The organism is Paraliobacillus sp. JSM ZJ581, from assembly GCF_044383835.1.
GTDB lineage: Bacteria > Bacillota > Bacilli > Bacillales > Amphibacillaceae > Paraliobacillus.
The window spans coordinates 56,645-83,138 of sequence record NZ_JBISEP010000011.1 but is presented as its reverse complement, the minus strand read 5'-3'; the positions used below and the strand labels follow the sequence as shown (position 1 = coordinate 83,138).

Here is a 26,494-nt window from a genome sequence, read left to right as displayed (position 1 = left end):
ACTTTTTCAATGGAACAAGAAAATATTTGATTTTGATTTCAAACATGACTTAATTAGGAAGTATGAATAATTCAGGACTATGTTAAATTTTTTATCATGCGTCGCGAATAGCTGTAAAGTTCAGGAATGTTCAATAAAAATTATGAGAAGCATGCAAATAATGTCGCTCACGATTTTTTCATGATTGTTTATCACCCTATAAACAAAGGGGGAAGACGTTATAAATACGTCTGTTTGTATGTACTATACTGGAAACGCTTTCTATATAATTATGTTAAGAAAGTATAGAAAGGGGAAAGCAAAATGAGATTAAATAATAAAGTAGCTGTCATCACTGGGGGTAGTGGCGGTATTGGTTTTGAAACAGCGAAGAAATTTATAGCAGAAGGTGCAAAAGTAGTTGTAGCTGATATTAATGAAAAAGTAGGACAAGAACAAGTAGAAGTGTTGAAACAAAATGGTGGAGAAGCTTATTTTGTGCAAACGAATGTTACGAAATATGAAGAAGTAGTCGATTTAGTTGAAAAAACGGTAGAAAAGTTTGGGCGAATCGATGTGATGTTTAATAATGCAGGTATCAGTATGCCAAAGCCGTTTCTTGAACATGACCCGTCTTCTGATTATGATCCAGTTATTTCGGTAAATCAAAATGGTGTGTATTATGGCATCCTTGCTTCAGCGAAAAAGATGATTGAACTGAACATTGAAGGAATAATCATTAATACTGCATCTGTTTTTGGGATCCTTCCAGGAGAATTTACGTTTACTTATAATGCAACGAAAGCAGCGGTTAATATGATGACAGCATCAGCAGCTATGGAATTGGGGGTACATGGTATTCGAGTGGTTTCTATAGCTCCTGGTCGTGTAGATACACCTATGATTCAAGGGTATAAGGATTATGGAGTTTGGGATCAAGTGATGCAAGAACAAATGCGTCGTAAACTGACAAATCCGGAAGAGATCGCAAATACAGTTGCTTTCTTAGCATCAGAAGAGTCCAATAGTATCAACGGATCATGTATTAGAGTTGATGATGGATATTCTAATTTCAAAGCGCCTTTATTAACGAAATAGTTTTCAAAATAGTTATCTATTACAAAAGTCTCTTAAGGTTTATAATCTTAAGGGACTTTTTTCATAAGTATCTTTAATTGAAGATATGTTTTCATAAAGATATACTGAAGGTAAGAAGGTGATACGAATGAAGGAAGAACAGAAAATCGAGTCGCTTGCTACATTTATTAAGCTTCATAATAAAGAAATACAAAAATTCACTACGAATTACATATATTTTAATACTTCGTTTACAAATGATCAATGTGACATATATTCATTTATGACTGAATCATTTATTCAAGTATTGAATAGAGCAGCCAATAGCCCCCCCGCTGACATGATAAAAAATGTTCTTGAAATATGGTTTGAGAGGCATCATTTTTTCTTAACAACAGAAGGTATACGAATTATTGAAGAAGTTCTAGGTAAAGCAATTGCTACATTTTGTGATGATGTTTCGGTTCAACATAATATAAAGAAGGAATTACATATATTACTTGAAATTATATTCATTACCCTAAAAACCTCTAATATAAAATTTGTTCCTGAAAAATCAAAAAGTAAAAAAGATTCACTTATTGATATTTTAGAAATTTTAATTACTCATGAAGGATATCAAGGGATAGTCCATACATTAAAAAAAATTGAAGAAAAATTTTCTTTTAAGAGGAGTTCATATTATTCGTATATTCCAGAAACACGAGAAGTCGTTGGAGTATTTGGAGAAGAAATGAATAAGATAAAAAAACTTCGAGAACCTTTACTCTCACAAAAACCATTTACCCATACTTATCATTCAAAGAAAGCTTTATTGATTAAAGATCCACGATTTTTTTTTGAAGAAGATATGATTGCTGCATTCCAGCTTTCTTCGGTAGTTATTGTTCCTGTCTATTCACATGAAGAGATGTTTGGGTGGATGGTATTAGACAATATTGGTGAGGATTGTTATCAATCTTCTGAATCGCTAGAATATCTAGAAGAAATTGGAAGGTTGTTAGGTGTCTATATAAATAGAATTGGTTACTATGAATTTACAAGAGAGCCTCTATTACTTTCAGAGCGTGAAAAAGATGTTTTGAATTTATTAGGTGAAGGGTTTGACAATAAAGAAATAGGATTGGAGTTACTTTTGAGCGAGCATACTGTTCGAGATTATATTAGTCAACTGATGTATAAGTTGGAGGCGAGAAATCGAACACACCTTGTAGCTGTTTCCTTAAGAAAACAGTTTATAAAATAAGTGAAGTTTTCATTAACAGACACGCGTGATTTTTCCATAAACAAATCGAGCCACAGTTAGCTTAAATGTTAGATTACATTTCGTTGACCGTGGCTCACATTCTGTAGATGTAAAAGTATTTCTTCAATTTTACTTCATACGCTTTGTGCGCTAATAAACTATTTTTATACTTTGCAATTATTTAGCAGATGAAAGCTCATCTTCTGTTACCCACTTATGGTTTGTCACTTTTTCTCCAGATGTAGTCAATGTGAAATCAACCATATAAACGGTGGTTTGCTTTGCAGAGTCGATCGTTGCTGTTGCTCCATCCATGCCTTCCATATGACTTGCTTGAATGGTTGCTTCTTCGCCTGGTTCTAAAGGTTCTTCTGACAGATCTTTTAATTCTTCATGTATCACCCATTTATGGTCTGTTACTCTTTCTCCACCAGTTGTTGGCGTGTAAGAAACAGTATATACGGTAGTATCATATGCACCAACAATGGTTGCTTGAGCACCCTTCATACCATCCATATGATCTTTTTCAATGGTAGCTTGACTGCCAACTTCATATGTTGGATTTTCAGCTTCTTCTAATCCTTCTGGAACATCGCCAGAGCCTGTCATGTTCATGTCAGCATGTTCATTGTCTGCTTGTTCTTCACTCTGCGGTTTAGTTTCTGTAGTTTCTTCTGGATCGTTTTCTCCACCACAAGCTGCTAAAATTAGTATACTTACCATAGAAATTAGTGTAATTTTAAATTTGTTCAATGTTTTTCCTCCTATTATCGTAGATTTTTCACAATAAATTTTATCGTTTCTTAAACCAGTAGGAATTGCTTTTATTGCACATTAGATTTTTTATTTTAATTGGCAGTTACGTATACGCTGCTGAAACATTGCCACCTGAATGATGTAGCAGTTTTCTAGACATGCATGCCTAGTAAGAATACTTATTCCTCAATATTCCCATTCATTATTGTTATAAACATCAATTTTGAGGAAGAAAATAAATAGTTCTTTCGTAATATATCGAATGTAAGCTGGTTGAAAATAATTAAGTGGCTTAGGGCTATAAGATATAGAACATAAGCTGTATCTGTGTCTAGTCACTTCTTAATAATGTTAAATATATAGATGTATGCTAACTCGTTCTTAATTTAATGGCAGAGTTCAAACATTTTTCTTTGCTGTTGATTTGACCAATTAGGATGCATTTCTTGTATATATGGCCTCATTTCTTCATAATTAAAACGTTCGTTATTATTGAAATTGTTATTGGAATGTGCAAATGTATAGGTGGCTGCTCCCCCTATAATTACTATCGCACCCAATAAACTTACTATAATTTTTTTCATTTCGTTTCCATCTCCTTTCTTTCTTACATGTATTCTATCGATAACATATGTAGTTTCTATGTTTAAATTGTGTAGAAGTTGTGGAGATTATCTTTTTTTCTATAGAAGGTGATAATATGCATATGAGAGGTGATTGTATGGCTAAAATACTTGTAGTTGATGATGAAAAAGTAATACGTGAGGTGTTGGAAGCCTACTTCGAAAAAGAAGGATGGGAAATGTTTTTTGCTTCTAATGGCATTGATGCACTAAAGCAAGTAAAAGAACATCGACCAGATTTAATTGTGTTAGATTTAATGTTACCGGATATTTCGGGTGAAGAGGTTTGCCGGTTAGTAAGGAAAGATAGTAATGTACCAATTATTATGCTTACCGCTAAATCTTCTGAGGATGATTTAATTAATGGGATTGTTATTGGAGCGGATGACTATGTTACAAAGCCATTTAGCCCGAGAGAAGTAGTCGTGAGAGTGAAAGCTTTGTTAAGAAGAACACAGCAGCTGACGAATGCAAAACAACTCAGTTTTAATGAGCAAAAACTAATGATTGATCATGTTAAAAAAGAAGTGAAATTACATTCTGAGATACTATCTCTCACTCCAAATGAATATAAAATTTTAATAACAATGGCGAGCTATCCTGGTAGAGTTTACAGCAGAGCTGATTTACTTGAAAAAATACAAGAAGATGATATCTATTTTGAAGGATACGAGAGAAGCATTGATACGCACATAAAAAATTTGCGTAAAAAAATCGAGACAGATACGCGTCGGCCAGAATTTATTCTTACCGTATTTGGAATGGGATATAAGTTTGGGGGAGAAAAGGATGAACCTAACCTTTAGATCAAGAATATTTATTTATCTCTTAATCGTTTCTTTAAGTGGCGTTTTTATTACTAGTTTTACTATTTTTTTCGGTGTGGAAAATCAATTTTCTAATTATCTTAAAAAAAGTAGAGAAGAACAAATAGCAGAAATTAAACAAATAGCCCTTTCACAATATGAAAGAAATGGTGAATTAATCAATGACCAAATAGATGATATCACGCATCGACATGCAATGACAGAAGATTTGTATTATCAACTTTATGATAGTGATGGTAATTTATTATTAGATACTACTTCGGCTCATTCTATGATGGGAATGATGAATCGAATGCACGGTTCAAAGTCGGATAAGACAGATGATTACCAATCTGATACCTATTCCTTAAGTAGCAATGGACGTACTGTTGGAACATTGGTTGTTTTTTATCCCGAAAATTTAACGGGGGAGGACTTTATTTTTTTAAATGAAATTAAAAGAAACATTGTTCTTGCGGTAATTATTACAGTGGTATTATCGGTATTATTCAGTTTATTGTTTTCTAATCGATTGACAGGAGGACTTAAGAAGATCATTCATGCAGTTACTGGATTACGAAAATCGCAATGGAGAAGTCGAGTACCTGTTCATGAATTAACTGATGAAATGCGCCCTTTAGGTGAGTCTTTTAATCAATTAGCTGAATCATTAGCAAAAGAAGAAATGTTACGTAAGCAATTCACAGCAAATTTTGCTCATGAACTTAGGACACCGCTTGCTACGTTAAGAAGTCATATTGAAGCCTTTCAAGATGGTATATGGGAGCCTGATTCCAATAAATTAGGACAGTGCCATGAAGAACTGATGCGATTAGTTCGGTTAGTTAATGAATTAGAAAAATTAATTGCTGCTGAAAACCCTCAAATTAGATTAGATAAAACAAAAATTGAAGTAGGAAAACTTTTAACATCTATAGATAATCAATTTAGCTCCTTATTTTTGAAGAAAGGAGTGAATTTAAAGGTTGATTATCCTAAAGATCAACGTTGGTTCTTCGGAGATCGTGATAAGATCATCCAAATTTTAACCAATTTAGTCAACAATGCGTTGCAATACACGCCAGAAGGGAAAAGTGTTTTTATTTATCTCAAGGGAACAGCTAGTGAACTTACTTTTATCGTTCAAGATCAAGGAGAAGGAATTAAGAAAGATGATCTACCATTTTTATATGAAAGGTTTTATCGAGGGGATAAATCGCGCGATCGTAAAACAGGAGGAATCGGTATTGGGTTATCGATTGTTAAAGCTCTTGTAGAAGCGCATGATGGGAAAATTAAGATAGCGAGTGAGTTAGGTGTTGGAACAACTGTAAGTGTACAGTTTCCAGTTGAGTAAGGGGATTTTTATATTAGGAGTGATGTCGTATATATGGATCAAAAATTAACCGAAACGATTAAGAAACGGTATGATCGGGTGTCGAAGGTATACGATTGGATGGATATAATGATCAAGGAACGTTGGCGAAAAGATTTACTTGAACATGTATCAGGAAATGTATTAGAAGTCGGTGTAGGTACGGGGTCTAATTTACCATTCTATCCGAATGATATACGGTTGACAGGTATTGATTTTAGTTCTGGAATGCTAACGCGTGCCCAACAAAAGGTAGATACACTCAAACTACCTTATCCAGTTACATTAATGGAAACGAATGCGCAACAAATGGGCTTTCGAGACAATACTTTTGATTATGTTATAGCTACTTGTGTTTATTGCTCGGTACCTGATCCAATTCAAGGATTAAAGGAAATGCGAAGAGTATGTAAACCAGGTGGGAAAATAATTTTATTAGAACATATGAGAAGTGACAATGAAGCGGTTGGGAAGATTATGGATATACTAAATCCAATTTCCGTAAATATGTGGGGAGCAAACATTAATCGAAGAACGATGGATAATATTAAGAAAGCAGATCTAGTAATAGAAGAGCAAGAGTATCTTTTTTCTAGCATTGTTAGAAAGATTGTAATAAATCCAAATAAATAATGAGATGAGGGGAAACAAACCCCTCGTCTCATTTTTATTTCAGATATGACTCAAAAAATCTTCATAACATTCACATAAGTTACTCATAAAATCTACATTATTAGCAAGTAATATAAGTAATGAAAGGAGTGGTAAGAGATGATGGGAATAGGACATGGTTCAGGAATGTTTGGACTTGGAGGTGGATTATTTATGATGGTTGTCATCATTTTATTAGTAGGCTATCTCATTTATTTAGGAGTTAATAGCCAACAAGCATCTAATCAGAAAAAAAATGAACAACAAATGGAACCAAATGCGTTAGAAATTGCTAAAATTAGACTGGCAAAAGGTGAAATAACCTTTGAAGAATTTGAGCAAATAAAGCAACACATTAAGTAATAATTACAATTTTTAATTGATAAAACACAACAAGGAGACAGTTTAGAAATGAACATACTTAACGGAATGTTAGCAGCAATGGTAGCTTTTTCAAGCGGAGTGGGGTTATCTTTATTTTCCGGCGAAGAGGATCTAAACCAAGCTAATCTATTTGAAAGACAAGCGTTTCATTTTGAAGAGATGATTGATTGGGCACACACCGGAGATTTTAAAAACATGGATAGTTTTATGAAAAATAACAATATGAGTTTTGATCATATGAGAAGCTTTAGAGTAAACAATAGAAATAAGCCGTTAAATCGACAAAATCATTTTCAAGAAAAAACGCGAGCATATGACAAGATGAAAAAATGGATGAATGCCGAAGCCTTTGAAAGTAGGGAAAGTGATAGGGAACAGGAGCAAATCCATGATGAACAAATGGGCACATATATGAATGAGGTGCATAAAAATTCTTATACTCAAGATCATGAAGACTGGAGTAGAGGGATGCATCGCAACACAAATGCCAACAAAAAATATAGAGGAATGAGTAGTATGCATAACTAACAAAGGTAGATAGTTTTTAATAGCAACTTCTATTAGACAAGAATAGAGATTGTAGAAATTGAACAATCTATGATTGCTTTTTCATTGTAACAAAAAGGCGAGCTCCAAAAATAAATGAGCAATGTGCAAGCCAACAAATAGAATATATTAACTATTTTTAAATGTCTTATTAATTACAGGTAAACAACTTGTCAACTATTTTGGAAACAATATGATAAATTAAAAGCGTTGTTATAGCAATCATCTATTATCAACAGAAAAGAGGGAATGAACATGATGAGTCACGGGCATATGGGGTCCTTTCATAATAATGGAGGATTTCACGGTTATAATGGAATGCATTCAAGATTTAATTGGTTCGATCGAATGTTTACTGACTATTTTCTGATTTTTATTGCGTTTATACTAATATTGGTCATTTTGTTCGTTATATTTAAAAGACGCAAACAAAAAAACTTTTCAACTAATAAAAAACAACATTTTGTAGTCAATGAGGCAGAAGAAATTGTAAAATTACGCTATGCTCGAGGTGAAATTACACAAGAGGAATTACATTCTATACTACAAATAATCAAATCATAAAAAAAATGCTACAAGGTGTTTGATGCTATGCTCCTTTCAAGTCAAGGTAACTATCTGAAAATGTTTTATAAAATAGTTGAGTAGCATTGTTTGTGTAAATTCATTATACTTGATAGTAAATAGATATATGTTTAAGGAGTATAGATATGTTTCAAGTTTTGAAAAAGGCTATTTACATATTTTTTGGATTTATCTTTATGAGTATAGGATTTCTAGGAGTCATCTTACCATTGCTACCTAGCATTCCTTTCTTAATCATAGCATCGATCTGCTTTTTTAGAGGATCTGATCGTTTAGATACTTGGTTTAAAGGGACTAAGTTATATCAAAAAGAAGTAGAGCCATTTCTAAGAGAGCGGGCGCTTACACTTAGAAAAAAGATCTGGATTAACATTATGGCTGATTCCATGATTCTTTTATCTGTCTTCATTGTTGATTATGTTTGGTTGAAGATTTTGTTAATTTTAATTGCCTTCTATAAACATTATTATTTTATTTTTCATATTCGTACAATCAAGTAACGAAATGGTTATAGGCATGGTAAAAAGACAAATGAATTTTTAAAGAAATACGAAATGAGATTTATCATCCATACAAGTGATAAATCTCATTTACATTCATATCATTTTTTATTTTGTGCCAAATAATCGATCACCAGCATCGCCAAATCCAGGTGTGATGTAGCTCTTTTCATTTAACCCATCATCGATAGAGCCAGTGTAGATTGGAATTTCCGGGTGATCTTCATGAATTTTATCAATACCTTCTTGCGCAGCAATGAGGCAAAGAAATTTGATGTGTTTAGCGCCTCTTTTTTTGATTGCGTCAATAGCGGCAGATGCAGACCCACCAGTAGCTAACATTGGATCGACGACAATAAGCTCTCGCTCTCCAATATCTTCAGGTAGCTTAGCATAATATTCTACAGCTTCTAGTGTTTCAGGATCTCTATATAAGCCAATATGTCCTACTTTTGCAACAGGTATTAAACTAAGAATACCATCGACCATGCCCAGACCAGCACGCATGATTGGTATGACACCTAATTTTTTACCACTTAAGCGCTTAACCGTTGTAGAGCAAACTGGTGTCTCGATCTCAACATCCATCAATGGTAAATCAAGTGTAATTTCATATGCCATTAGTTTAGAGATTTCCTCGACTAACTCACGAAAATCTTTTGGACCTGTACTTTTATCACGGACAATACCAAGCTTATGTTGGATTAAGGAATGGTTGAAAATGTGTACTTTTTTCATCTCTATATCTCCTCTTTCTCTTTACTAATAGTATATGCTACATTAGAAAATATTAAATAACAAGTATATATTGAATAATATAATGTAACGATGCCAAAGGTTACAGAAAACGAAAGTGATTGAAAGAAAATAATGAAGATAAGTATAAAAAAGGGAGAAAAAAATGTCTATATCAATTGAGAGTGTACTTAATATGGAAGCATTTTCCGATTTAGAAATGATAGCTGGCTATAAAGGAATGAATCGAAAAATCCAAAACGTCTATGTTATGGAAGTTCCTGATATATTTCCGTATATTGATCGTGGTGGTTTATTATTCACAACATTATATCCAATAGTAAATGATGAGCAAGCCATGAGGTCTTTTATCCCTAAACTAGCAAAACAAGGTTTAGCCGGTGTAGCAATTAAACTAGGACGTTATATTAAAGAAGTACCAGAATATATGATAGAACAAGCTGATGATCTTCAACTTCCAATCATTAAATTGCCTGAGAATGCAAATTTATCAACGCTAACCAACCAAATTTTAACGACTTTACTTGGTATGAAAACAAATATGCTTGAATTTCGAGAGGACATTTCACACCAGTTACATACATTACTTTTACAAGGTGCAAACATGGAAAGATTTGTTGCATATGTATCAGAAATAACTGGAGGATCTATTGTTATTTTTGATAATAGTTTAAATGTTGTTGCTTCTTCTATGACACTAAACCACGATTCAATTAATATTAACAAAGAGAGATTTTATCGTGTGATAGATGCTTTTCATGTAGAAGAAAGAACAAGCGATATCTTGAAAATCGATGAAAAGATATACCAAACAAATCAAATGTTTATTCAGTCTATTTCGGCAGGTAGAAAGCATTTGGGTTATTTAGTTGTTTTATTTGAAGAGAAAAAAGAGACAACGAAGCGCATAGAAATTATTATTGAACAAGCAATTATCTTGTTAGCATTTTTACTACAAACAGAGCAAACGATAATAGAAAAAGAAAGGAACTATTTAGATAGCTTTGTTCGTGACATAATGAACGATCGGTATCAATCTCAAGCAGAAATTATAGAGAAAGCAAAAGTTTTTCGGTGGAGCTTTAATTTTCCGAATGTCATTATGCTTATAAAATCAAATATTAAAGACAGTAGTAGACGTCTTTCTACCTATTACAAAATTTTAGATTCAGAATGGATACCTAGAATTATATCTAGTATTTTTGGGGTGCCAATTCAAAATTGTAAAGTGATTTATTACAATGATGAGCTATTGTGCTTTATAAGTTTGGCATTTGAAACAAGGTTGACTGAGAGATTACGGAGAGCAGGAAGTGAAATCATTTCTGCGCTTAAAGATTATGGTGAAATAGGCATAAGTATTTCTGACCCTATCTATCAGGTGAATCAAGTAAAAGCTTCTTATGAAAGTGCTTTGCTTGTCCATCACATCTATAATTCGACACAACGATCAGGCTCTTTTCTACAATTTTATAAAGATTTAGGCTTGTATAAGCTATTTCATTTAGTTGATAATCAAGATAGTCTAAAAGAATATGTGAATGATACGATTGGCGTGGTTATTGAATATGACCAACAACGTGACATTGATTTATTAGGAACACTTTTTTACTTAGTCAAACATAAGGGAAACCTTCAACAAACGGCAAATGAAATGTATATTCATTACAATTCCTTGCGTTATCGTGTGAATAAACTAAAAGAACTAGGATTATCGTTAGATGATGGTCATGCTTTTACTGAAATAGCTGTAGCATGTAAATTATATCAATATTTATATATTTAAATATGCACTATACCACTGTTTTTTGTGGAAAGGTATCAAACTCTATTATGATAAGAAAAATAATCCGTTTTCTAACGGGTTATTTTTTTACTTGCGATAAAAAAGTGATTCACAAATACCAATTGTTTTTTAAACCATCATAATGTGACAAAAAAGATATTTTTTTTTGTTTATAAGTAACAATGTTTGTTGTTTGTTAACTTGATATAATCAAATTGCAATGATAGGAGAAGAAATAAACTCCGACCATATTTATAATATCATATACAAGGAGGGAGGAAATGAAAGCGTTTAATAAAAAGATAAAGTTATGGCAAAGATCAGATATTGATGGTTTTTTTGGATTGTTCACCAATAACCTAACGAATCTACTTGTAATGGCAGGATTGTTAATAGGTGTAGGAATTCCCGTTGATATTACATTTGGCTCTATTTTACCAGCTGTTGGCTTATCTATTTTTGCTAGTAGCATGATCTATAGCTGGATGGCTTATCGATTAGCAGTAAAAGAACAGAGAAACACTGTTACTGCATTACCTTCAGGAACAAGTGTCCCTCACATGTTTTTAATTGTTTACCTAATTATGGGACCTGTTTTTAGAGAGACAGGAGACCCGTACATTGCTTGGTTTGCTGGTTTAGCGTGGGGAATGATCGAAGGAATGATTGAGTTACTAGGCTCTGTTATTGGACCGAAAATAAGAAAGGCTTTGCCACGTGCGGCTATGCTAGGTTCACTTGCAGGTGCGTCAATCACATTTATCGCGATGACTCCTGCAATGGAAACGTTTGATTTGTCTTATATTGGATTTGTTTCATTAATAATTATTTTATTAGGTTGGTTTGGTAAAGTGACGTTTCCATTTAGATTGCCAGTTGGTTTAGTAGCAATCATCATTGGAACAGGTATTGGATGGATAACGGGCTATATGGACGTATCAACAATGATCACTGCTGCAAGTGAGATTCAAATAGCATTCCCTACATTTTCAGTTGAAAGGATTGTAAATGGTTTCTCTGAAGCTGCTCCATTCATCATATCAGCTATACCACTAGGCATTTATAACATGTTCGAAACCATTGACAATATTGAAGGTGCTGAAGTGGCTGGAGATTCCTATCATACGACAGTTGCAATGGTTGCTGACGGATCGACAAGTATATTAGCCAGTCTATTTGGCAGTCCGTTTCCTACTGCTGTTTTTATTGGACATGCTGGGTGGAAAGAGACTGGAGCAAGAATTGGCTATACATGGTTAACAGGAGTTGCCATTTTATTGATTACATGGCTAGGACTTATCTCCTTTTTATTAACTGTTATACCGTTAGAAGCTATATTACCAATTCTAATTTATGTTGGTTTAGTTATTGGTGCACAAGCTTTTCAACAAGTAGAAGCTAAATATGCCCCAGCTGTTATTTTAGCACTAATTCCTTGGTTAGCTGATTGGGGAAGAAATATTATTGGTAACGCTTTAACGGCTGCAGAAACGGATGCGGCGACAGTAGGTTATGAGGCTATTGCTGAAGCTGGTTTAGAATTTAGTGGTTTAGTTGCTTTAGGTTCAGGTGCGATCGTTATAGGGTTGATTTGGTCTAGCATTTTAGTATTTATTATTGATCAGAAGTTTAATTTTGCAGCAATTGTCGCAATAGTAGGGATAATACTATCATTCTTTGGTGTTATTCATTATGAAACAGTAGGATTTGGTGTAGGGTATGAAATGGCAATAAGTTATACGATAGTTAGTCTTATTTTACTTAGTATCTATTTTAAAAATAAAAAAAGAGTAATGGAGGAGTAAAAAATGAAAAAACAATTTTCGGTAAAAGCAAAACCTTATAATTTTGAATTTGATTTGAATAAAACAGCATTGGTAATCATTGATATGCAACGAGATTTTTTATATCCTGGTGGTTTTGGTGAGCAGTTAGGAAACGATGTGTCCACTACAAATGCTATTATTCCAAACGTGAAAAAAATGTTAGAAACAGCACGAGAGAAAGATATGCTGGTTATTCACACACGTGAAGGACATCGTCCAGATCTTTCAGATGTACCACCAAGCAAACAAAGACGTGGAGGAAATATTGGTGAGCAAGGACCAATGGGAAGGATTTTAGTTCGTGGTGAATATGGTCACGATATTGTAGATGAATTACAACCAATAAAAGGAGAAGTTGTTCTTGATAAACCTGGAAAAGGTGCATTTTATCAAACAGATTTAGACATCATTTTAAATAATAAAGATATTGAAACATTAATTGTTGCAGGAGTAACTACACATGTTTGTGTTCAAACAACGATTCGTGAAGCGAATGATCGTGGATATGAATGTTTAATGTTAGAAGATTGTTGTGCCGCATTTGATGAAAAGGATCATGAAGATTCTATCCGTATGATCAATCAACAAGGTGGTATTTTTGGATGGACTACTCCATCTACTAATGTACTAGAGGTTTTACAATAAGGAGGAATTGACATGACGACAAAGACACAAGGAACACCGTGGTTTGTTAAAGGTGACGTTAATGGTTTTTTTGGCTTATTTAGTAACGTCTTAACAAACTTCTTAGCTGCTATTGGCTTATTGGCTGCAATTAATATGCCAGGAGATATTATTTATGGCAATATCGTACCAGGAACAGCCGTTGCAATTGGCTTAGGAGGAATTATCTTTGCTATACAGGCAAGAAAGAAATCGCTTGAACTTGGTAAAGATAGTATGACTGCCCTACCTTACGGATTAAGTGTGCCACACTATTTCATTGTAGCATTCGGTGTCATGTTACCTGTCTATGCACAAACACAAGATTGGGTAATCGCTTGGTCAACTGGTATTGCATGGAATCTTGTTCAGGGAGTGGTCATGACCTTAGGAGCACTAGTAGGACCATATATTCAAAAATATATTCCACGAGCAGCACTTTTAGGGTCATTGGCAGGAATTGCATTAACGTTTATTGCAATGAACCCAATGGGGGAAATCTTTAGTACGCCATATATTGGTTTATTAACCTTAGTGATTGTATTAGGTGGCTGGATTGCACATAAAAAATTACCGGGAAATATTCCAGCAGGTTTACTAGCAATTGTTATTGGTATGACACTTGCTTGGGTTACTGGATATATGGACTTTGTTGCCGTAAAAGAAGCAGCTAGTGGATTTTCTATTTCTTTGCCAACACTAGCAATTGGTCATTTAGTTGAAGGATTTGCTTATTTATCACCATTTTTAGCAGCAGCTATTCCTTTAGCAATTTATGATTTCTTAGAAAGTTTAGATAACATTGAAAGTGCAGAAGTAGGTGGAGATAAATATCCAACAAGACTAAGCTTGCTTGTGCCAGGATTATTAACTTTAGTCGGTGCAGGATTAGGAAGTGTTTACCCAACAATTATCTACATTGGACATCCAGGTTGGAAGAAAGCTGGAGCTCGTGTTGGTTATTCATTAGCAACAGGTGTTGGAATTATTGCAATTGCATTTGTTGGTTTGTTACCGCTTGTTATGTCTATTGTGCCGTTAGTAGCATTACTACCAATTTTAGTTTACATTGCTATGACTATTGGTACGCAAGCTTATTCAACGGCGGATCCAAAACACATGCCGGCGATGATATTAGGGCTAATGCCTTTCATAGCAAGCTATATTATCATGCAAGTGGATAATGCTTTAACAGCAGCAGGAACGAGTGCATCTGAAGTTGGATTCAATGTGTTGCAGAATAATGGTGTGTATTATGAGGGTTGGGGTACATTAGGCTCCTCAGATATATTGGTTTCTATGATGTTAATTACGATAGTTATTTATCTAATAGATAAGAAATTTAAAGTGGCAGCTCTGTATAGTTTGATCACAGCGGCTCTTTCCTACTTTGGGTTTATACATGCCGGTGAGATAGGGCTGGGTACAGGTGCTAATGCTGCATTAGGATATGTTGCAATGGCAATTGGATTATTAGTGTTCCATTTCTATGAACATCCAGATGAAAAAAATCAATTACCCAATAGTTAGAGAAGGGATTTAGATGTATTTATATGTCGATCAAATTGACCATGAATTAAAACATTATTTATCCTCTATAAAAAAAGGGGAAATAGTTGGGGAAGTTCATAGTGTATACGATCGAGTGATTAATATTCACAATAAAACAGCAGATCGATTCATTACAGTGGCATCAAAAAATATTATACAGTCACCGGATATGATGAAAACAACAGATGATGTAAATTTTAAATCATGGGGTTTATCTATAAAACAGAGTAAAAAGGTATTTTTAATAGGATATCATCGGTTGTTAATTGGAGAACTCATGATTGATTTTGAAAAAGCAATAAGCAGGAGAGCCAAGATAAAAGAGCTCTCCTGCTCTTTAAACAAATTAGAGAAAATAATTCATAAGATAGATATCTTTTTGGATAAAAAAGGAGAAAAAGCAGGCGTTTTACATGCTTATCAACATGTATTTAATCCAAGAGAAGAAGATTTAGAAATTAAACTTACGGTGCATCAACGTGCACTATTGGATCGTTTGATTTTATTTAAACAATCATATAATAGTAAGCAATTAAAACACTTTATTGGCTTAGGTATTGGTTTAACTCCTTCAGGTGATGACTTTCTCACCGGTTTATTGACTGTTTTACATGCTTATGGTGGACATTCAATAAATAAAAATATAAACGAAAAACAAGCATGGTTAACCTTTATTAAAGGAAGAACAACGTTGGTTAGTTACTATATGTTAAAGCATTGTTTAGAAGGGATGACGAATGAGGGGTTAAACCAAATAGTAATAAAAGCTGACAACGTAAGTGAAAAAGATATGGATATCGTATTAAATATTGGTTCTACATCAGGGACAGACATGTTAGTTGGTGTTGTTACTGGTTATCGAGTGCTCAGAGATAGGTATATATTAGGAGGGGATTAAAATGGCATCGAAAGTTATCATTGAGAAAAATGCTTATCATGATTCAGTTACCTTAATGTCGTTATCAGGTAAGCTTTTAAATAAAGAAGGCGTAGAAGAAGCCGTTGTGTCTATGGCAACACAGATGAACAAAGATTTATTAGAAAATATTGGACTTATGACAGATGAAGCTGCGGAAGCTACAGAAAATGATTTAATTATTGCTGTTAAAGCAAAGTCAGATGATGTAGTAGAAGAAACTTTTGTATATATTGATGAAGCATTAAATGCAAAGAAACAGAAAAAATCCAAAAATGGAAATGACCCAGTTAAAACATTAAATGGTGCTCTGAATGCTGTTCCAGATGCGAATATGGCAATTATTTCTGTGCCAGGTGAATATGCTGCAAGAGAAGCACGTCAAGCTTTAAAAAATGGACTACACGTCATGTTATTTAGTGACAATGTATCCATTGAAGATGAAAAAAGCTTAAAAGAGCTTGGGCGTGAAAAAGGATTGTTTGTGATGGGACCAGACTGCGGCACTGCAATTATTAACCATGTTGGGCTATGCTTTGCAAACAAAGTTGAACAAGGAGGTATTGGTTTAGTCGCTGCATCAGGTACTGGATTACAAGAAGTGGCAGTCCAAATTGATCGCATGGGCTATGGTATTACCCAAGCAATTGGGACTGGTGGTCGTGATTTGCATGAAGATATAGGCGGTATCATGATGATAGAAGGTTTAAAAGCCCTTGATGAAGATGAGAAAACAAAAGTAATTACATTAATTTCAAAACCACCATCAAAAGTGGTACAAGATAAAATATTGAAAGAAATCAAACATATTTCTAAACCGGTTGTAGTTGGTTTTCTTGATGGTGATCGTGAAGCTGTGGAATCAGTAGGGGCAATCTTTGCATCAACATTAATTGAAACTGCCCGTCAGTCAGTTAAAGTACTAAATCCAGAGGCAGATGTAACCGCAAAGTTAGATCAAGAAAGCATTTCATGGGTGAACAATGAAAGAAGAAAATTAGCTAAAGACCAACGTTATGTTAGAGGACTATTCTGTGGTGGAACGTTAACTTCAGAAGCTCTCTCTATTATTCGTTCAATGGGTGAAAAAGTAAAAAGTAATGTAGCTAAAAACGAAGAAGAAAAACTTACAGATATTTCCATTAGTGAAGGACATAGCTTACTTGATATGGGTGATGATGATTTTACAAAAGGAAAACCACATCCTATGATTGAGCCTTCATTAAGAAATGATCGTATATTACAGGAGGCGAAAGATCAAGAAACAGCGGTACTACTGCTAGATTTTGAGATAGGTTATGGCTCGCATGAAGACGCTGTAGGAGAATCTATAGATACTATTAAAGAGGCAATAAAGATAGCAAAAGATGCAGGTAGACACTTATCAGTTATTGCATATATCTGCGGGACCTTTACAGACAAGCAAGGATATCAAAGCCAAGCGGAAAAATTGAAAGATGCAGGTATTTTCGTTGCAAGTTCAAACGAAATGGCAAGTAGGCTTGCGTGTATGATTGCGAAAAAGGAGGTTATGTAGATGAGTCAAATAGGAGAAATTTTTAATCAACCACTTAGAGTTATAAATATAGGAACATCGAAATTTAAAGAAGATTTGGATTTGCAAAATGTAGAGTCAGTTCAATTAGATTGGAGACCACCTGCTAGTGGAAATGTTCAATTAATTAAAGCGCTTGATGATCTACAAGATAATGAAAAAGTAGAGAAAGCAAACCAAGAAGCTATTAAACGTATGAAAGATGCACACCCATTTTTAGTTGACATTGATCAAGCAGTAAATGTTATTCCTAACATGCACTCCAAAAAAATCCTTCATTCTGGACCACCAATCACTTGGGATCGTATGTGTGGACCTGCAAAAGGTGCTATTATTGGTGCTTTAATATATGAAGGATTAGCAAATGATGAAGCTGAAGCAGATAAGCTAGCATCATCTGGTGAAATAGAATTTGCACCTGCAAATGAACATGCTGCTGTTGGACCAATGGCTGGTATTATATCTCCTTCTATGCCTGTACATGTTATTGAAAATCGAGTACATGGAAATCGAGCATATTGTACGGTGAATGAAGGATTAGGTAAAGTACTTCGCTTTGGTGCAAACTCAAAAGAAGTATTAGATCGATTAAAATGGATTGAAACGATATTTGCACCAGCATTGAAAAATGCACTTGCATTAGCTGATGGAATCGATCTAAAATCAATCACTTCACAAGCATTACACATGGGTGATGAGTGCCATAATCGAAATAAAGCTTCAACTAGTCTTTTTTATCGAGAGATTATTGATTACTTTTTACAGACAAATGTGGCTCAAGAGGACTTGCGAGAAGTAATTCGTTTCATTAAAGAAAATGAACATTATTTCCTTAACTTGTCCATGCCAGCTTGCAAATCTGCTTTAGATGCAGCCCATGGCATTCCTTATTCAACAGTGGTTACAACAATGAGTCGAAATGGCGTTGATTTTGGAATACGTGTAAGTGGTCTTGGTGAAAAAATGTGGTTTACTGCACCAGCCAATTTCGTTAAAGGATTATTTTTTCCTGGGTACACAGAAAATGATGCCGCACCAGATTTAGGAGACAGTACAATTACGGAAACAATGGGTATTGGTGGTTTTGCTATGGGCGGTTCACCAGCTATTGTGCAATTTGTTGGTGGTCAAGTAGAAGATGCTATTGCATACAGTGAACAAATGTATGATATTACAGTTGGTGAGAACACAAACTATTCTATTCCTACATTGAACTTCCGTGGCGGAGCGTATGGTATTGACATCAGAAAGGTGATTGATACGAATGTTCTACCTGTTATTAATACAGGTATGGCACATAAAGAAGCAGGTGTTGGACAAGTAGGTGCAGGTATTGTACACCCGCCAATTGGATGTTTTGAGAAAGCACTTCTTGCATTCGCAGAACAATATCGAGGTGAACATCATGAGTAAAATACTAATTGCATTAGGTGGCAATGCATTAGGAAATAATGCAATAGAGCAGCGAGAATTAGTACGAAACGCTGCAAAGCCAATTGTGGATATGATTGAACAAGGACATGATGTAATTATTTCACATGGTAATGGCCCACAAGTAGGTGCAATAAATTTAGCTTTTAGAAAATATGCAGAAGAAAAAGGTGAAGATACGATAATGCCTTTTGCTGAATCAGGAGCGATGAGTCAAGGGTATATAGGTTTTCATATGCAAAATGCCTTACGGGAAGAGCTTGCGAATCGTGGAATGGTTAAATCTGTAGCATCTATTGTAAGTCAAGTGGTCGTCGATCCGAAAGATCCAGCTTTTAAAAATCCAACCAAACCCATTGGGCCATTTTATTCAAAAGAAGAAGCTGAGCGATTGATGGATGAAACAGGTGACACGTATATTGAAGACGCTGGACGAGGTTATCGAAAAGTTATTCCATCCCCAACACCTATAGAAGTAGTTGAGAAAGATGTGATGAAAGATTTAGTAGATTCTGGTCACATTGTTATTGGTGCTGGAGGTGGTGGTATTCCTGTGATCAGAGATAATGATCGATTAATAGGGATTGAAGCTGTAATCGATAAAGATTTTGCCAGCGAATGTCTTGCCGAAGCATTAGAAGTAGATTTTTTGTTTATTTTAACAGCTGTTGATCAAGTGGCGATTAATTTTGGCACACCAAGTCAACAAGCATTAGATTCTATTTCTATTGAAGAAGCACGACAATATATTGCTGAAGGGCAGTTTCCTCCAGGGAGTATGTTACCTAAAGTAGAAGCAGCGCTTAAATTTGTTGAATCTAAGAAAGGGCGTAAAGCGATTATTTCTTCCTTAGAACGAGCAAAAGATGCAATACTTGGGAAAACAGGCACGGTTATTTACCGTGAAAGCAATGCAGAAGTAATATAAGAGTAAAAAATTTTGGATATGACTAAATGATGGTTACTAAAAGACGAACCTTAATTCTAAAAGAATTAAGGTTCGTCAATTTAATTCAAGTTGAAAATTTGGCTGTGAAAATAGACACTCCTCGAAAATAAAGCCCATTTTTTCGTTCGATGTATCTCTGTCGAAGCGTCATATACAAAAAGTAGTAATATGTATTAAGTTGTATAAATATATGAGCTCTAGTTAGAAAAAAACATGGTATGCATGAAGCCCATTCCTGCTTTTTCTGTTTCCATTTAGTTAGGCATTTGCATAAGATAAATAGAAATATTGAAAAGAGGAGGAAAAAAGCGTGTATTATCACCCGGTTTATCAACAATCCCAGTGGGTGCCTACAATCAATCCTTACGATAATTATATCAATTGGAACGATTTTCATAAGCAATCTAATTCTTATACAATGGGATCAATAGGGCAGGATTATGGTGGGCGTCCCTATGTTGTGAATATAGAAAAAGCTACAAAAAGGAATGTCACTTATCGTACTGCGATATGGACGGGGACGCACTTGCAAGTTACGTTAATGTGTATTGGAGTAGGGCAAGACATTGGTTTAGAAACACACCCAAATACAGATCAATTTTTACGAATAGAAGAAGGTCAGGGGCTTGTGTTAATAGGGAAGGGGCCAAAACAGTTGGATTTCAGCCGTTATGTAACAGATGACGATGCGATCATGATTCCAGCAGGTGCATGGCATAACCTAGTTAATGTAGGTAATTGTCCGCTGAAGCTTTATTCGATTTATGCACCACCTGAGCATCCGTTTAATACCGTGCACCAAACAAAACAAGTTGCCATGAGTGAAGAAAAAAATTAATAGTTAATCGTTGTGAAAAGGGAGCAGATATATTGCTTCCTTTTTATATGTGAAGAAAAAAAATGCTATGATAAGGAAAATGTGTGTATTCAATGAATAATGGATATATATAATTTTAAGTAATATAATTCATGGTAAGAGGTGTATAGAATGAATGAAGACGAAAAACAAAGGGCATCCATGTGCTACAATCGAGCAGAAAAGAAGGCAGAGAACTATTATGAAACACTTCTTTCTCAATTAGAACAAAGAAATTATGAATCTACCTTAATAAAAGACATAAATCTATGGAAGCAACATCATACCTCTTTTCTACACACTTGTTTGTTATTTTTCAGGAGAAAAGGTATGTCTAAAAACACGGATAAGACTTATCTCACGTGGCTAGAAAAAAAGGGGCAATTAGACCGCTATTTAGAAAGAAGTATTTCTTATATTTATATGCGTGATTTAGGGAAAGATATAAGTGAAGAACAGACAAAGCATCGCATTCTACAGGTGATAGAGAAGTTAAAGCACAATATTAATCAAGAAGATGATGTGCTCTCAGATTTTAACGTGCATCGTGTTTACCGTTGGGCGAAAAAAGAACAAGTTGAAGAAGCGATTATTTGGGTAATGGGAAAAATAAATACAATTGTTCAACATTTTCCTAAAGGAATGGATGTCGCACACGCAAAGAGAAAGTTAATCAAGACCATTGCAGGTGTAGTCATGCAAGTACTAGATGACTTAGATGATAACGTAGATAACGAAGTGCGTGCCAAACAGCTAGATCAAGCGGTTCGATTAGGATATGCATATGGCTTAACGTATCCATTTATTGATGATTTACTAGATTCTAATATATTATCTACACATGAGAAGCAATATTTTTCTAAAATAATAGAATCAGCACTTATTGCTCGGTCGGTTCCAAACATAAAAACATGGGCGGGAGAAAATCGTGATTTCATGCTGTTTGTATATAAAGAATTGCGTGATGCTTTTCAGTATATCATTTCCCAGCAAAGCAAAGAAACGAGTGATACTTTTTTTGAGCAAGCTTATGTTTTCTTTCGGTCACAAGAATTGGATCGGATAAAGCAACTTGAAATTACAAGCTATCAGAATAAAGATATTTATCTTCCTATTATTTTAAAATCAGCTTCATCAAGACTAATCGTAGGAGCTGTTTTAGGGACAAATCGAGATGAATACAAAGAAACACGCACATTTTTTTATGGAATATACAATCAGTTATCAGATGATTTTGCTGATATGTTCGATGATTTGAAGGTAGGAGCTGTCACACCTTACACGTATTATCTGACATATAAAAAAACACGATCGGACTTAATTAATCCGTTTGAATTATATTGGAATGTCATTGCTTACTTAATTCATAACGTTTATCATTCCGATCCACTTATATGTGAAATAATATTAGATCGTGCCATAAATGGACTTAAACGTTTTAAAGAAAAGAACGGTGTTAACAAATATAATGAGGTGATGAAAGAATTATCAATAAAAAATAAGGAGTTACAAGGTTTAGTTGAAAAAATGGTTCGTAAAGCAACCGATGTTGATTTCTTCGATAAACGTATAAGAGATACGATGTTAGAAACATTTCAAATGGAACAAGAAGAAAAAGATAACATGGTAGAGGAGATAAAAAAGGTACGAGAACAACTTAATCAATTATTGTATTTTTCAAAAGAAAATCAAGCCAAAGAACTGATGGAAAGGATAACAGATGCAGCCAATTACACGGTGCAAGGAAGTGGCAAACGATTACGACCGATCATGTCGTGGATGATAGCAGAAAAAACATATCAACTGGACAAGTGTGCAATTATTCCATTATTAAAATCATTAGAATATATGCATACGGCATCTCTTATATTTGACGATTTACCAGCGCAAGATAATGCTTCTGTTCGACGAGGGCGCGCTACGGTTCATGAAGTATATGATCAAGCTGTTGGTGAATTGACAGGTTTGTTTCTAACACAGCAAGCTACTTACGAACAGGCCTCACTCACTCAATTTGATTCTAATACGGTGCTTGAATTGATTAGATATGCATCTCAAGTTACTGCACATATGTGCAAAGGTCAGGCAATGGATTTAGATTCAAAGAGGTCAGTACTTTCATTAGAGCAATTAAATACGATGTGCTTTTATAAAACAGGCTTAGGCTTTGAAGCATCTTTGTTAATGCCTGCTATATTATCTGGTGTAAGTGATCAGGAAAAAAAGTTACTTAAACAGTTTGCTTATCATGCCGGAGTTGCTTTTCAAATTAAAGATGATTTATTAGATGTAGAAGGAGATTCTGATCTACTTGGGAAATCTAGTGGAATGGATGAAGAAAATAATCGTTCAACATTTGTTACTGTATTAGGTACGTTAGGTGCTAAGAAAAAAAAGTGGGATCATTATTGTGAGGCGCAGGAAGTGTTGAATCAATTACCTGCATCTTATCATTTCTTAACCTACCTTTTGACCTATCTTATTGAACGTGACTATTAACCAATAAATATGTGAAAAAAGCAGGAAACCTATTCTTGTAGGTTTCCTGCTTTGCTTTAAGCGGATTGTGTTACTTTCATGTTTTTCTTTTTTTCATTATTTATACTAAGCTGCATGATAATCGATGTTGCAAGTGCTACAACAAGTAAAACAGCGAATATATAGAATGTTGCATTGTAGCTTTGGGTAGCATCGCTGATTGTAGCGACTAGCATTGGACCGAAAACGCCAGCACAGGACCAAGCGGTTAGCAAGTAACCGTGGATAGCTCCAAGTTGCTTCGTTCCGAATAAATCTCCGATAAATGCAGGTAAGCAAGCGAAGCCGCCACCGTACATAGAAATAATGATAAAGATAAGTAGCTGAAATATTAGCGGGTTTGTAATGTTAGGTAACAATAAGAATAATATAAACTGAACTCCAAAGAATAGAATGAATACATTACTTCGACCTAAGTAATCTGAAATAGATGACCAGCCAATTCTTCCTAATCCATTAAAAAATCCCATAATCCCTACCATTGAAGCCGCTGCAACGACAGACATTCCTACTTTATCCTGTCCGAGTGGTGAAGCAATTGAAATAAGCATAATTCCTGATGAGATATTAATAAACATCATAACCCAAAGTAACCAAAAACGATTGGTTTTGATTGCTTCATTTGCAGTCAGTTGAGATAAATCAGTTCTGATTTTTTTCTTTTTATTTGTGTTGGCTCCTTCTTCCATTCCTTTTGGTAACCATCCTTCAGGAGGGCGAACAATATATGATGCCCCAGCTACCATTAAAACAAGATAGGTAAGACCTAGAACAAGGAAGGTTTTAGATAGACCAACTACTGCAATTAATTCAGCTGCTACGGGACTAGCAATCAATGAACCAGCACCGAATCCCATAACTGCCATGCCGGTTGCAAGACCGCGACGGTCAGGGAACCATTTTACTAATGTAGAAACAGGAGCAATGTATCCAACACCCAAACCTATTCCTCCAAGTACACCATAGGTTAAATAATATAATGCAAGTGATTCTTGACTAATAGCAAAGCCTGCACCAATCATTCCAGAAGAAAATAAAATAGCTGCAATCATAGCAGACTTTCTTGGTCCCCACTTCTCAACAAATCTTCCTAATGTTGCTGCTGAAAGACCTAAAAAGGCAATAGCGATTGTAAATGAAAGTGTAACCTCTTTACTGTTCCACCCTAATGCATCCGACATAGGGTTTTTAAATACACTATATGCGTATACCGAACCAATTGATAAGTGGATTGCAATAGCTGATAGTGCAATAAGCCAACGATTTTTTTTCATAGTAACCTCCGTTAGTAATATTAAGTAAGTTTATCATGTAATACTATAACAAAAAAGAAAGAAAGATAGAATGACTTTTATGTGAACATTATCACGAAAAATAATGTTTTTATAGAAAGCGATCGCAAATGGTTAAATGATACCAAACAAGATAAAACCAATTGTATTGATAGCGAAATTAGCTGCCATATGTACAAACCATGAAGTATAAATGCTTTCATTTTTCTCATTTAACCAATTGAATAACATTCCTGCAAAGACTAAGCTCACAACTAAAACAATGAATAAGCCAATACTAAACCAATCTAACATGATCGCTACATGGTAAATAGCAAAAATACTAGCACTAAAAAAATATGCTGCCTTACGATTCGTATGTTTCTTCAATTGTAAAAAAGCAAATCCACGAAAAAAAAATTCCTCTAATAAAGAGTTAATAAATGAAATATATAAAGCAACAAAAATAAAGTTATTTTTTGAAACTCCTATAGTTGATTGAAGTGATGCTGTAATGTTTGTTAAATCAAAGAAAGAGCCAAATGAAAAATAAGCGCCTATAATCAATAGATATACCGTCACCCCTAAAAGAAAGGGGTGTAGTATTTTTTGCTTTTTAAATGAAAATAGCTGTGAAAAAGAAGTGTTGTGATTGATCATTGCGTAACTAATCGGTATAACTAAAAATAATAGTAATTTTATTCCTGATTTCAAAGCATAATTTGGTGTCCATATTGCGTCTACCCAAGCCATAACGATACAGCTAACTGTAACCAATATTATTATTGAATTGGCACTCCTGTTCTTAGTCATGTTTACATCCCTCATTATTTTATATAAGTATTAGTAATTATAACATTAAAGGAAAATTAAAATAATTTTTTCCAATCATATGTTAATAATTAAGAAACAATGGTAGAATAATTCTCAGATGTTTCTTGAGGAGGAGATATAATGAAAAATAAATTTGAAAGACCAATGCGTTTTGGTGAGATTTTAGATGTAACTTTTCAGATTTCAAAAGGGCACTTTTCTAAATTATTTTTATTGTTACTTATTTTCATGGGTCCAATTATACTTTTGCAAGCATTAAGTGAAATCATAGCTGGATATGACCTCATTCGTGATGTTGACAATAGTCAATGGTTTGAGCAATCGCTCAACACTTATGAAGACGCTAGTTTATTAATGGCAGTTGCAGAAAGTATTGGTATAATACTCACAACTCTATTAATGACACTATTTTATCCGGTATTATTTGCTGCAATTATTTTATTAGTAAAGCGTGTGAAAGATGGAGAGGCATATACCGTTAGTGAATTAATTAAGAAAGCATTCACCCGGTTTTGGCCACTTCTATGGAGCACATTATTAATAAGTGTTATTGTATCTGCGATTTTGATTATACCAACTATAATAATACTTACTATTCTGTTCTCTAGTATAGCTACTAATGCTTTAGCAGGTATTATAACCGCTTTTCTATTATTTCTTGGTGGATTTATCGGATTTGGATTACTGTTTACCCGTTGGAGTTTCTATTTACCGGCTGTGTTATTTGATCGCGTAGCACCAGGATTAACTGCTAGTTGGAAGTTATCTAAAGGTAGAGTATGGAAGTTATTTTGGTTATATGTTGTATTTATACTAATTACATTTGCATTTATTACTGTTGTTGAGTTATTTAGCTTCTTTTTAGGAATGAGTGTACTATATGGGGTTATTCTGAACATAGTGATTTTATTTACTACTTTATTTACAGTGGTAGGATATGGTGTAATGTATTTTGATTCCGTTACACGAAATACTGCAGATGACTTAAAAGGGATGATTCATACCTATCATGAAGAAAAGCTACAATAATTAAA

General features: G+C 34.3%; 25 protein-coding genes. 20 read left to right on the top strand and 5 right to left on the bottom strand.

The genetic code is table 11. From position 1 onward, the window contains the following. Positions 1–303 precede the first annotated feature (303 nt). On the top strand, positions 304–1,077 hold the full coding sequence (locus ACH6CY_RS08490) for an SDR family NAD(P)-dependent oxidoreductase (RefSeq protein WP_374066904.1): 774 nt from the start codon (positions 304–306) through the stop codon (positions 1,075–1,077). Between the two features lie 127 nt (positions 1,078–1,204). Continuing rightward, positions 1,205–2,302: a LuxR C-terminal-related transcriptional regulator gene (locus ACH6CY_RS08485; protein ID WP_374066903.1), complete on the top strand. Its 1,098-nt coding sequence runs from the start codon at positions 1,205–1,207 to the stop codon at positions 2,300–2,302. Positions 2,303–2,479: 177 nt separating this feature from the next. Here ACH6CY_RS08485 and ACH6CY_RS08480 read toward each other — a convergent pair whose 3' ends face one another. Both ACH6CY_RS08480 and ACH6CY_RS08475 read right to left on the bottom strand, forming a co-directional pair. Next, positions 2,480–3,025, bottom strand: a complete 546-nt coding sequence (locus tag ACH6CY_RS08480) for a YdhK family protein (RefSeq protein WP_374066906.1) — start codon at positions 3,023–3,025, stop codon at positions 2,480–2,482. A gap of 419 nt (positions 3,026–3,444) precedes the next feature. Further along, on the bottom strand, positions 3,445–3,642 hold the full coding sequence (locus ACH6CY_RS08475) for a hypothetical protein (protein WP_374066902.1): 198 nt from the start codon (positions 3,640–3,642) through the stop codon (positions 3,445–3,447). A 137-nt stretch (positions 3,643–3,779) separates the two neighbouring features. On the opposite strand from ACH6CY_RS08475, the gene ACH6CY_RS08470 reads away from it, so the two are divergent. The 7 genes from ACH6CY_RS08470 to ACH6CY_RS08440 all read left to right on the top strand — a co-directional run bounded on the left by ACH6CY_RS08470 (position 3,780) and on the right by ACH6CY_RS08440 (position 8,528). After that, entirely contained in the window at positions 3,780–4,487 is a 708-nt protein-coding gene (locus tag ACH6CY_RS08470; RefSeq protein ID WP_374066901.1) for a response regulator transcription factor, read from the top strand. Next, positions 4,471–5,844 (top strand): sensor histidine kinase, encoded by a 1,374-nt coding sequence (locus tag ACH6CY_RS08465; RefSeq protein WP_374066900.1) that lies wholly within the window; start codon positions 4,471–4,473, stop codon positions 5,842–5,844. Before ACH6CY_RS08470 ends, ACH6CY_RS08465 begins: the two co-directional genes overlap by 17 nt. Positions 5,845–5,877: 33 nt before the next feature. After that, a complete protein-coding gene (locus tag ACH6CY_RS08460) occupies positions 5,878–6,495 on the top strand; it encodes a class I SAM-dependent methyltransferase (protein WP_374066899.1) in 618 nt (205 codons plus the stop codon). A gap of 138 nt (positions 6,496–6,633) precedes the next feature. Next, on the top strand, positions 6,634–6,876 hold the full coding sequence (locus tag ACH6CY_RS08455; RefSeq protein ID WP_374066898.1) for an SHOCT domain-containing protein: 243 nt from the start codon (positions 6,634–6,636) through the stop codon (positions 6,874–6,876). Between the two features lie 48 nt (positions 6,877–6,924). Further along, positions 6,925–7,425, top strand: a complete 501-nt coding sequence (locus ACH6CY_RS08450) for a hypothetical protein (RefSeq protein WP_374066897.1) — start codon at positions 6,925–6,927, stop codon at positions 7,423–7,425. 291 nt (positions 7,426–7,716) lie between these two features. Then, positions 7,717–8,007, top strand: coding sequence for an SHOCT domain-containing protein (locus ACH6CY_RS08445; RefSeq protein WP_374066896.1), 291 nt, complete (start codon positions 7,717–7,719; stop codon positions 8,005–8,007). 146 nt (positions 8,008–8,153) lie between these two features. Next, positions 8,154–8,528: a YbaN family protein gene (locus tag ACH6CY_RS08440; RefSeq protein WP_374066895.1), complete on the top strand. Its 375-nt coding sequence runs from the start codon at positions 8,154–8,156 to the stop codon at positions 8,526–8,528. Positions 8,529–8,636: 108 nt separating this feature from the next. On the opposite strand, the gene upp is transcribed toward ACH6CY_RS08440, so the two are convergent. Continuing rightward, a complete protein-coding gene (gene upp, locus ACH6CY_RS08435; protein WP_374066894.1) occupies positions 8,637–9,266 on the bottom strand; it encodes a uracil phosphoribosyltransferase in 630 nt (209 codons plus the stop codon). Between the two features lie 163 nt (positions 9,267–9,429). Between upp and ACH6CY_RS08430 the strand changes: the two genes are divergently transcribed. From ACH6CY_RS08430 to ACH6CY_RS08385, 10 genes are all read left to right on the top strand, one after another. Next, positions 9,430–11,070, top strand: a complete 1,641-nt coding sequence (locus ACH6CY_RS08430) for a PucR family transcriptional regulator (protein WP_374066893.1) — start codon at positions 9,430–9,432, stop codon at positions 11,068–11,070. Positions 11,071–11,351: 281 nt separating this feature from the next. Beyond that, positions 11,352–12,875 (top strand): xanthine permease, encoded by a 1,524-nt coding sequence (locus tag ACH6CY_RS08425; protein ID WP_374066892.1) that lies wholly within the window; start codon positions 11,352–11,354, stop codon positions 12,873–12,875. A 3-nt stretch (positions 12,876–12,878) separates the two neighbouring features. After that, the gene (locus ACH6CY_RS08420; protein ID WP_374066891.1) at positions 12,879–13,541 is read left to right on the top strand and encodes a cysteine hydrolase family protein; all 663 of its coding nucleotides are present in this window, start codon (positions 12,879–12,881) and stop codon (positions 13,539–13,541) included. 12 nt (positions 13,542–13,553) lie between these two features. Beyond that, on the top strand, positions 13,554–15,089 hold the full coding sequence (locus ACH6CY_RS08415) for a xanthine permease (protein ID WP_374066889.1): 1,536 nt from the start codon (positions 13,554–13,556) through the stop codon (positions 15,087–15,089). A gap of 13 nt (positions 15,090–15,102) precedes the next feature. Next, entirely contained in the window at positions 15,103–16,008 is a 906-nt protein-coding gene (locus ACH6CY_RS08410) for an oxamate carbamoyltransferase subunit AllH family protein (protein ID WP_374066888.1), read from the top strand. Position 16,009: 1 nt separating this feature from the next. After that, complete coding sequence (gene fdrA / locus ACH6CY_RS08405) at positions 16,010–17,563, top strand: acyl-CoA synthetase FdrA (protein WP_374066887.1); 1,554 nt, start codon at positions 16,010–16,012, stop codon at positions 17,561–17,563. Next, complete coding sequence (locus ACH6CY_RS08400) at positions 17,564–18,994, top strand: YlbE family protein (protein ID WP_374066886.1); 1,431 nt, start codon at positions 17,564–17,566, stop codon at positions 18,992–18,994. Then, positions 18,987–19,940 carry a carbamate kinase gene (arcC, locus tag ACH6CY_RS08395; RefSeq protein WP_374066885.1) on the top strand — a complete coding sequence of 318 codons (954 nt, stop codon included), beginning with the start codon at positions 18,987–18,989 and terminating at the stop codon, positions 19,938–19,940. The genes ACH6CY_RS08400 and arcC overlap by 8 nt, the downstream gene beginning before the upstream one ends. 331 nt (positions 19,941–20,271) lie before the next feature. Next, positions 20,272–20,799, top strand: a complete 528-nt coding sequence (locus tag ACH6CY_RS08390; protein ID WP_374066884.1) for a cupin domain-containing protein — start codon at positions 20,272–20,274, stop codon at positions 20,797–20,799. Positions 20,800–20,949: 150 nt separating this feature from the next. Further along, positions 20,950–23,316 (top strand): polyprenyl synthetase family protein, encoded by a 2,367-nt coding sequence (locus ACH6CY_RS08385; RefSeq protein WP_374066883.1) that lies wholly within the window; start codon positions 20,950–20,952, stop codon positions 23,314–23,316. Between the two features lie 56 nt (positions 23,317–23,372). Here ACH6CY_RS08385 and ACH6CY_RS08380 read toward each other — a convergent pair whose 3' ends face one another. Further along, entirely contained in the window at positions 23,373–24,629 is a 1,257-nt protein-coding gene (locus tag ACH6CY_RS08380) for an L-lactate MFS transporter (RefSeq protein WP_374066882.1), read from the bottom strand. Between the two features lie 132 nt (positions 24,630–24,761). Then, a complete protein-coding gene (locus ACH6CY_RS08375; RefSeq protein WP_374066881.1) occupies positions 24,762–25,439 on the bottom strand; it encodes a CPBP family intramembrane glutamic endopeptidase in 678 nt (225 codons plus the stop codon). Between the two features lie 141 nt (positions 25,440–25,580). On the opposite strand from ACH6CY_RS08375, the gene ACH6CY_RS08370 reads away from it, so the two are divergent. Further along, on the top strand, positions 25,581–26,489 hold the full coding sequence (locus ACH6CY_RS08370; protein WP_374066880.1) for a hypothetical protein: 909 nt from the start codon (positions 25,581–25,583) through the stop codon (positions 26,487–26,489). Positions 26,490–26,494 lie beyond the last annotated feature (5 nt).

Coding starts and splice junctions, on each gene's coding strand:
- ACH6CY_RS08490 (WP_374066904.1), top strand. CDS start 304: ATGAGATTAAATAATAAAGTAGCTGTCATCACTGGGGGTAGTGGCGGT.
- ACH6CY_RS08485 (WP_374066903.1), top strand. CDS start 1,205: ATGAAGGAAGAACAGAAAATCGAGTCGCTTGCTACATTTATTAAGCTT.
- ACH6CY_RS08480 (WP_374066906.1), bottom strand. CDS start 3,025: ATGGTAAGTATACTAATTTTAGCAGCTTGTGGTGGAGAAAACGATCCA.
- ACH6CY_RS08475 (WP_374066902.1), bottom strand. CDS start 3,642: ATGAAAAAAATTATAGTAAGTTTATTGGGTGCGATAGTAATTATAGGG.
- ACH6CY_RS08470 (WP_374066901.1), top strand. CDS start 3,780: ATGGCTAAAATACTTGTAGTTGATGATGAAAAAGTAATACGTGAGGTG.
- ACH6CY_RS08465 (WP_374066900.1), top strand. CDS start 4,471: ATGAACCTAACCTTTAGATCAAGAATATTTATTTATCTCTTAATCGTT.
- ACH6CY_RS08460 (WP_374066899.1), top strand. CDS start 5,878: ATGGATCAAAAATTAACCGAAACGATTAAGAAACGGTATGATCGGGTG.
- ACH6CY_RS08455 (WP_374066898.1), top strand. CDS start 6,634: ATGATGGGAATAGGACATGGTTCAGGAATGTTTGGACTTGGAGGTGGA.
- ACH6CY_RS08450 (WP_374066897.1), top strand. CDS start 6,925: ATGAACATACTTAACGGAATGTTAGCAGCAATGGTAGCTTTTTCAAGC.
- ACH6CY_RS08445 (WP_374066896.1), top strand. CDS start 7,717: ATGGGGTCCTTTCATAATAATGGAGGATTTCACGGTTATAATGGAATG.
- ACH6CY_RS08440 (WP_374066895.1), top strand. CDS start 8,154: ATGTTTCAAGTTTTGAAAAAGGCTATTTACATATTTTTTGGATTTATC.
- upp (WP_374066894.1), bottom strand. CDS start 9,266: ATGAAAAAAGTACACATTTTCAACCATTCCTTAATCCAACATAAGCTT.
- ACH6CY_RS08430 (WP_374066893.1), top strand. CDS start 9,430: ATGTCTATATCAATTGAGAGTGTACTTAATATGGAAGCATTTTCCGAT.
- ACH6CY_RS08425 (WP_374066892.1), top strand. CDS start 11,352: ATGAAAGCGTTTAATAAAAAGATAAAGTTATGGCAAAGATCAGATATT.
- ACH6CY_RS08420 (WP_374066891.1), top strand. CDS start 12,879: ATGAAAAAACAATTTTCGGTAAAAGCAAAACCTTATAATTTTGAATTT.
- ACH6CY_RS08415 (WP_374066889.1), top strand. CDS start 13,554: ATGACGACAAAGACACAAGGAACACCGTGGTTTGTTAAAGGTGACGTT.
- ACH6CY_RS08410 (WP_374066888.1), top strand. CDS start 15,103: ATGTATTTATATGTCGATCAAATTGACCATGAATTAAAACATTATTTA.
- fdrA (WP_374066887.1), top strand. CDS start 16,010: ATGGCATCGAAAGTTATCATTGAGAAAAATGCTTATCATGATTCAGTT.
- ACH6CY_RS08400 (WP_374066886.1), top strand. CDS start 17,564: ATGAGTCAAATAGGAGAAATTTTTAATCAACCACTTAGAGTTATAAAT.
- arcC (WP_374066885.1), top strand. CDS start 18,987: ATGAGTAAAATACTAATTGCATTAGGTGGCAATGCATTAGGAAATAAT.
- ACH6CY_RS08385 (WP_374066883.1), top strand. CDS start 20,950: ATGAATGAAGACGAAAAACAAAGGGCATCCATGTGCTACAATCGAGCA.
- ACH6CY_RS08380 (WP_374066882.1), bottom strand. CDS start 24,629: ATGAAAAAAAATCGTTGGCTTATTGCACTATCAGCTATTGCAATCCAC.
- ACH6CY_RS08375 (WP_374066881.1), bottom strand. CDS start 25,439: ATGACTAAGAACAGGAGTGCCAATTCAATAATAATATTGGTTACAGTT.
- ACH6CY_RS08370 (WP_374066880.1), top strand. CDS start 25,581: ATGAAAAATAAATTTGAAAGACCAATGCGTTTTGGTGAGATTTTAGAT.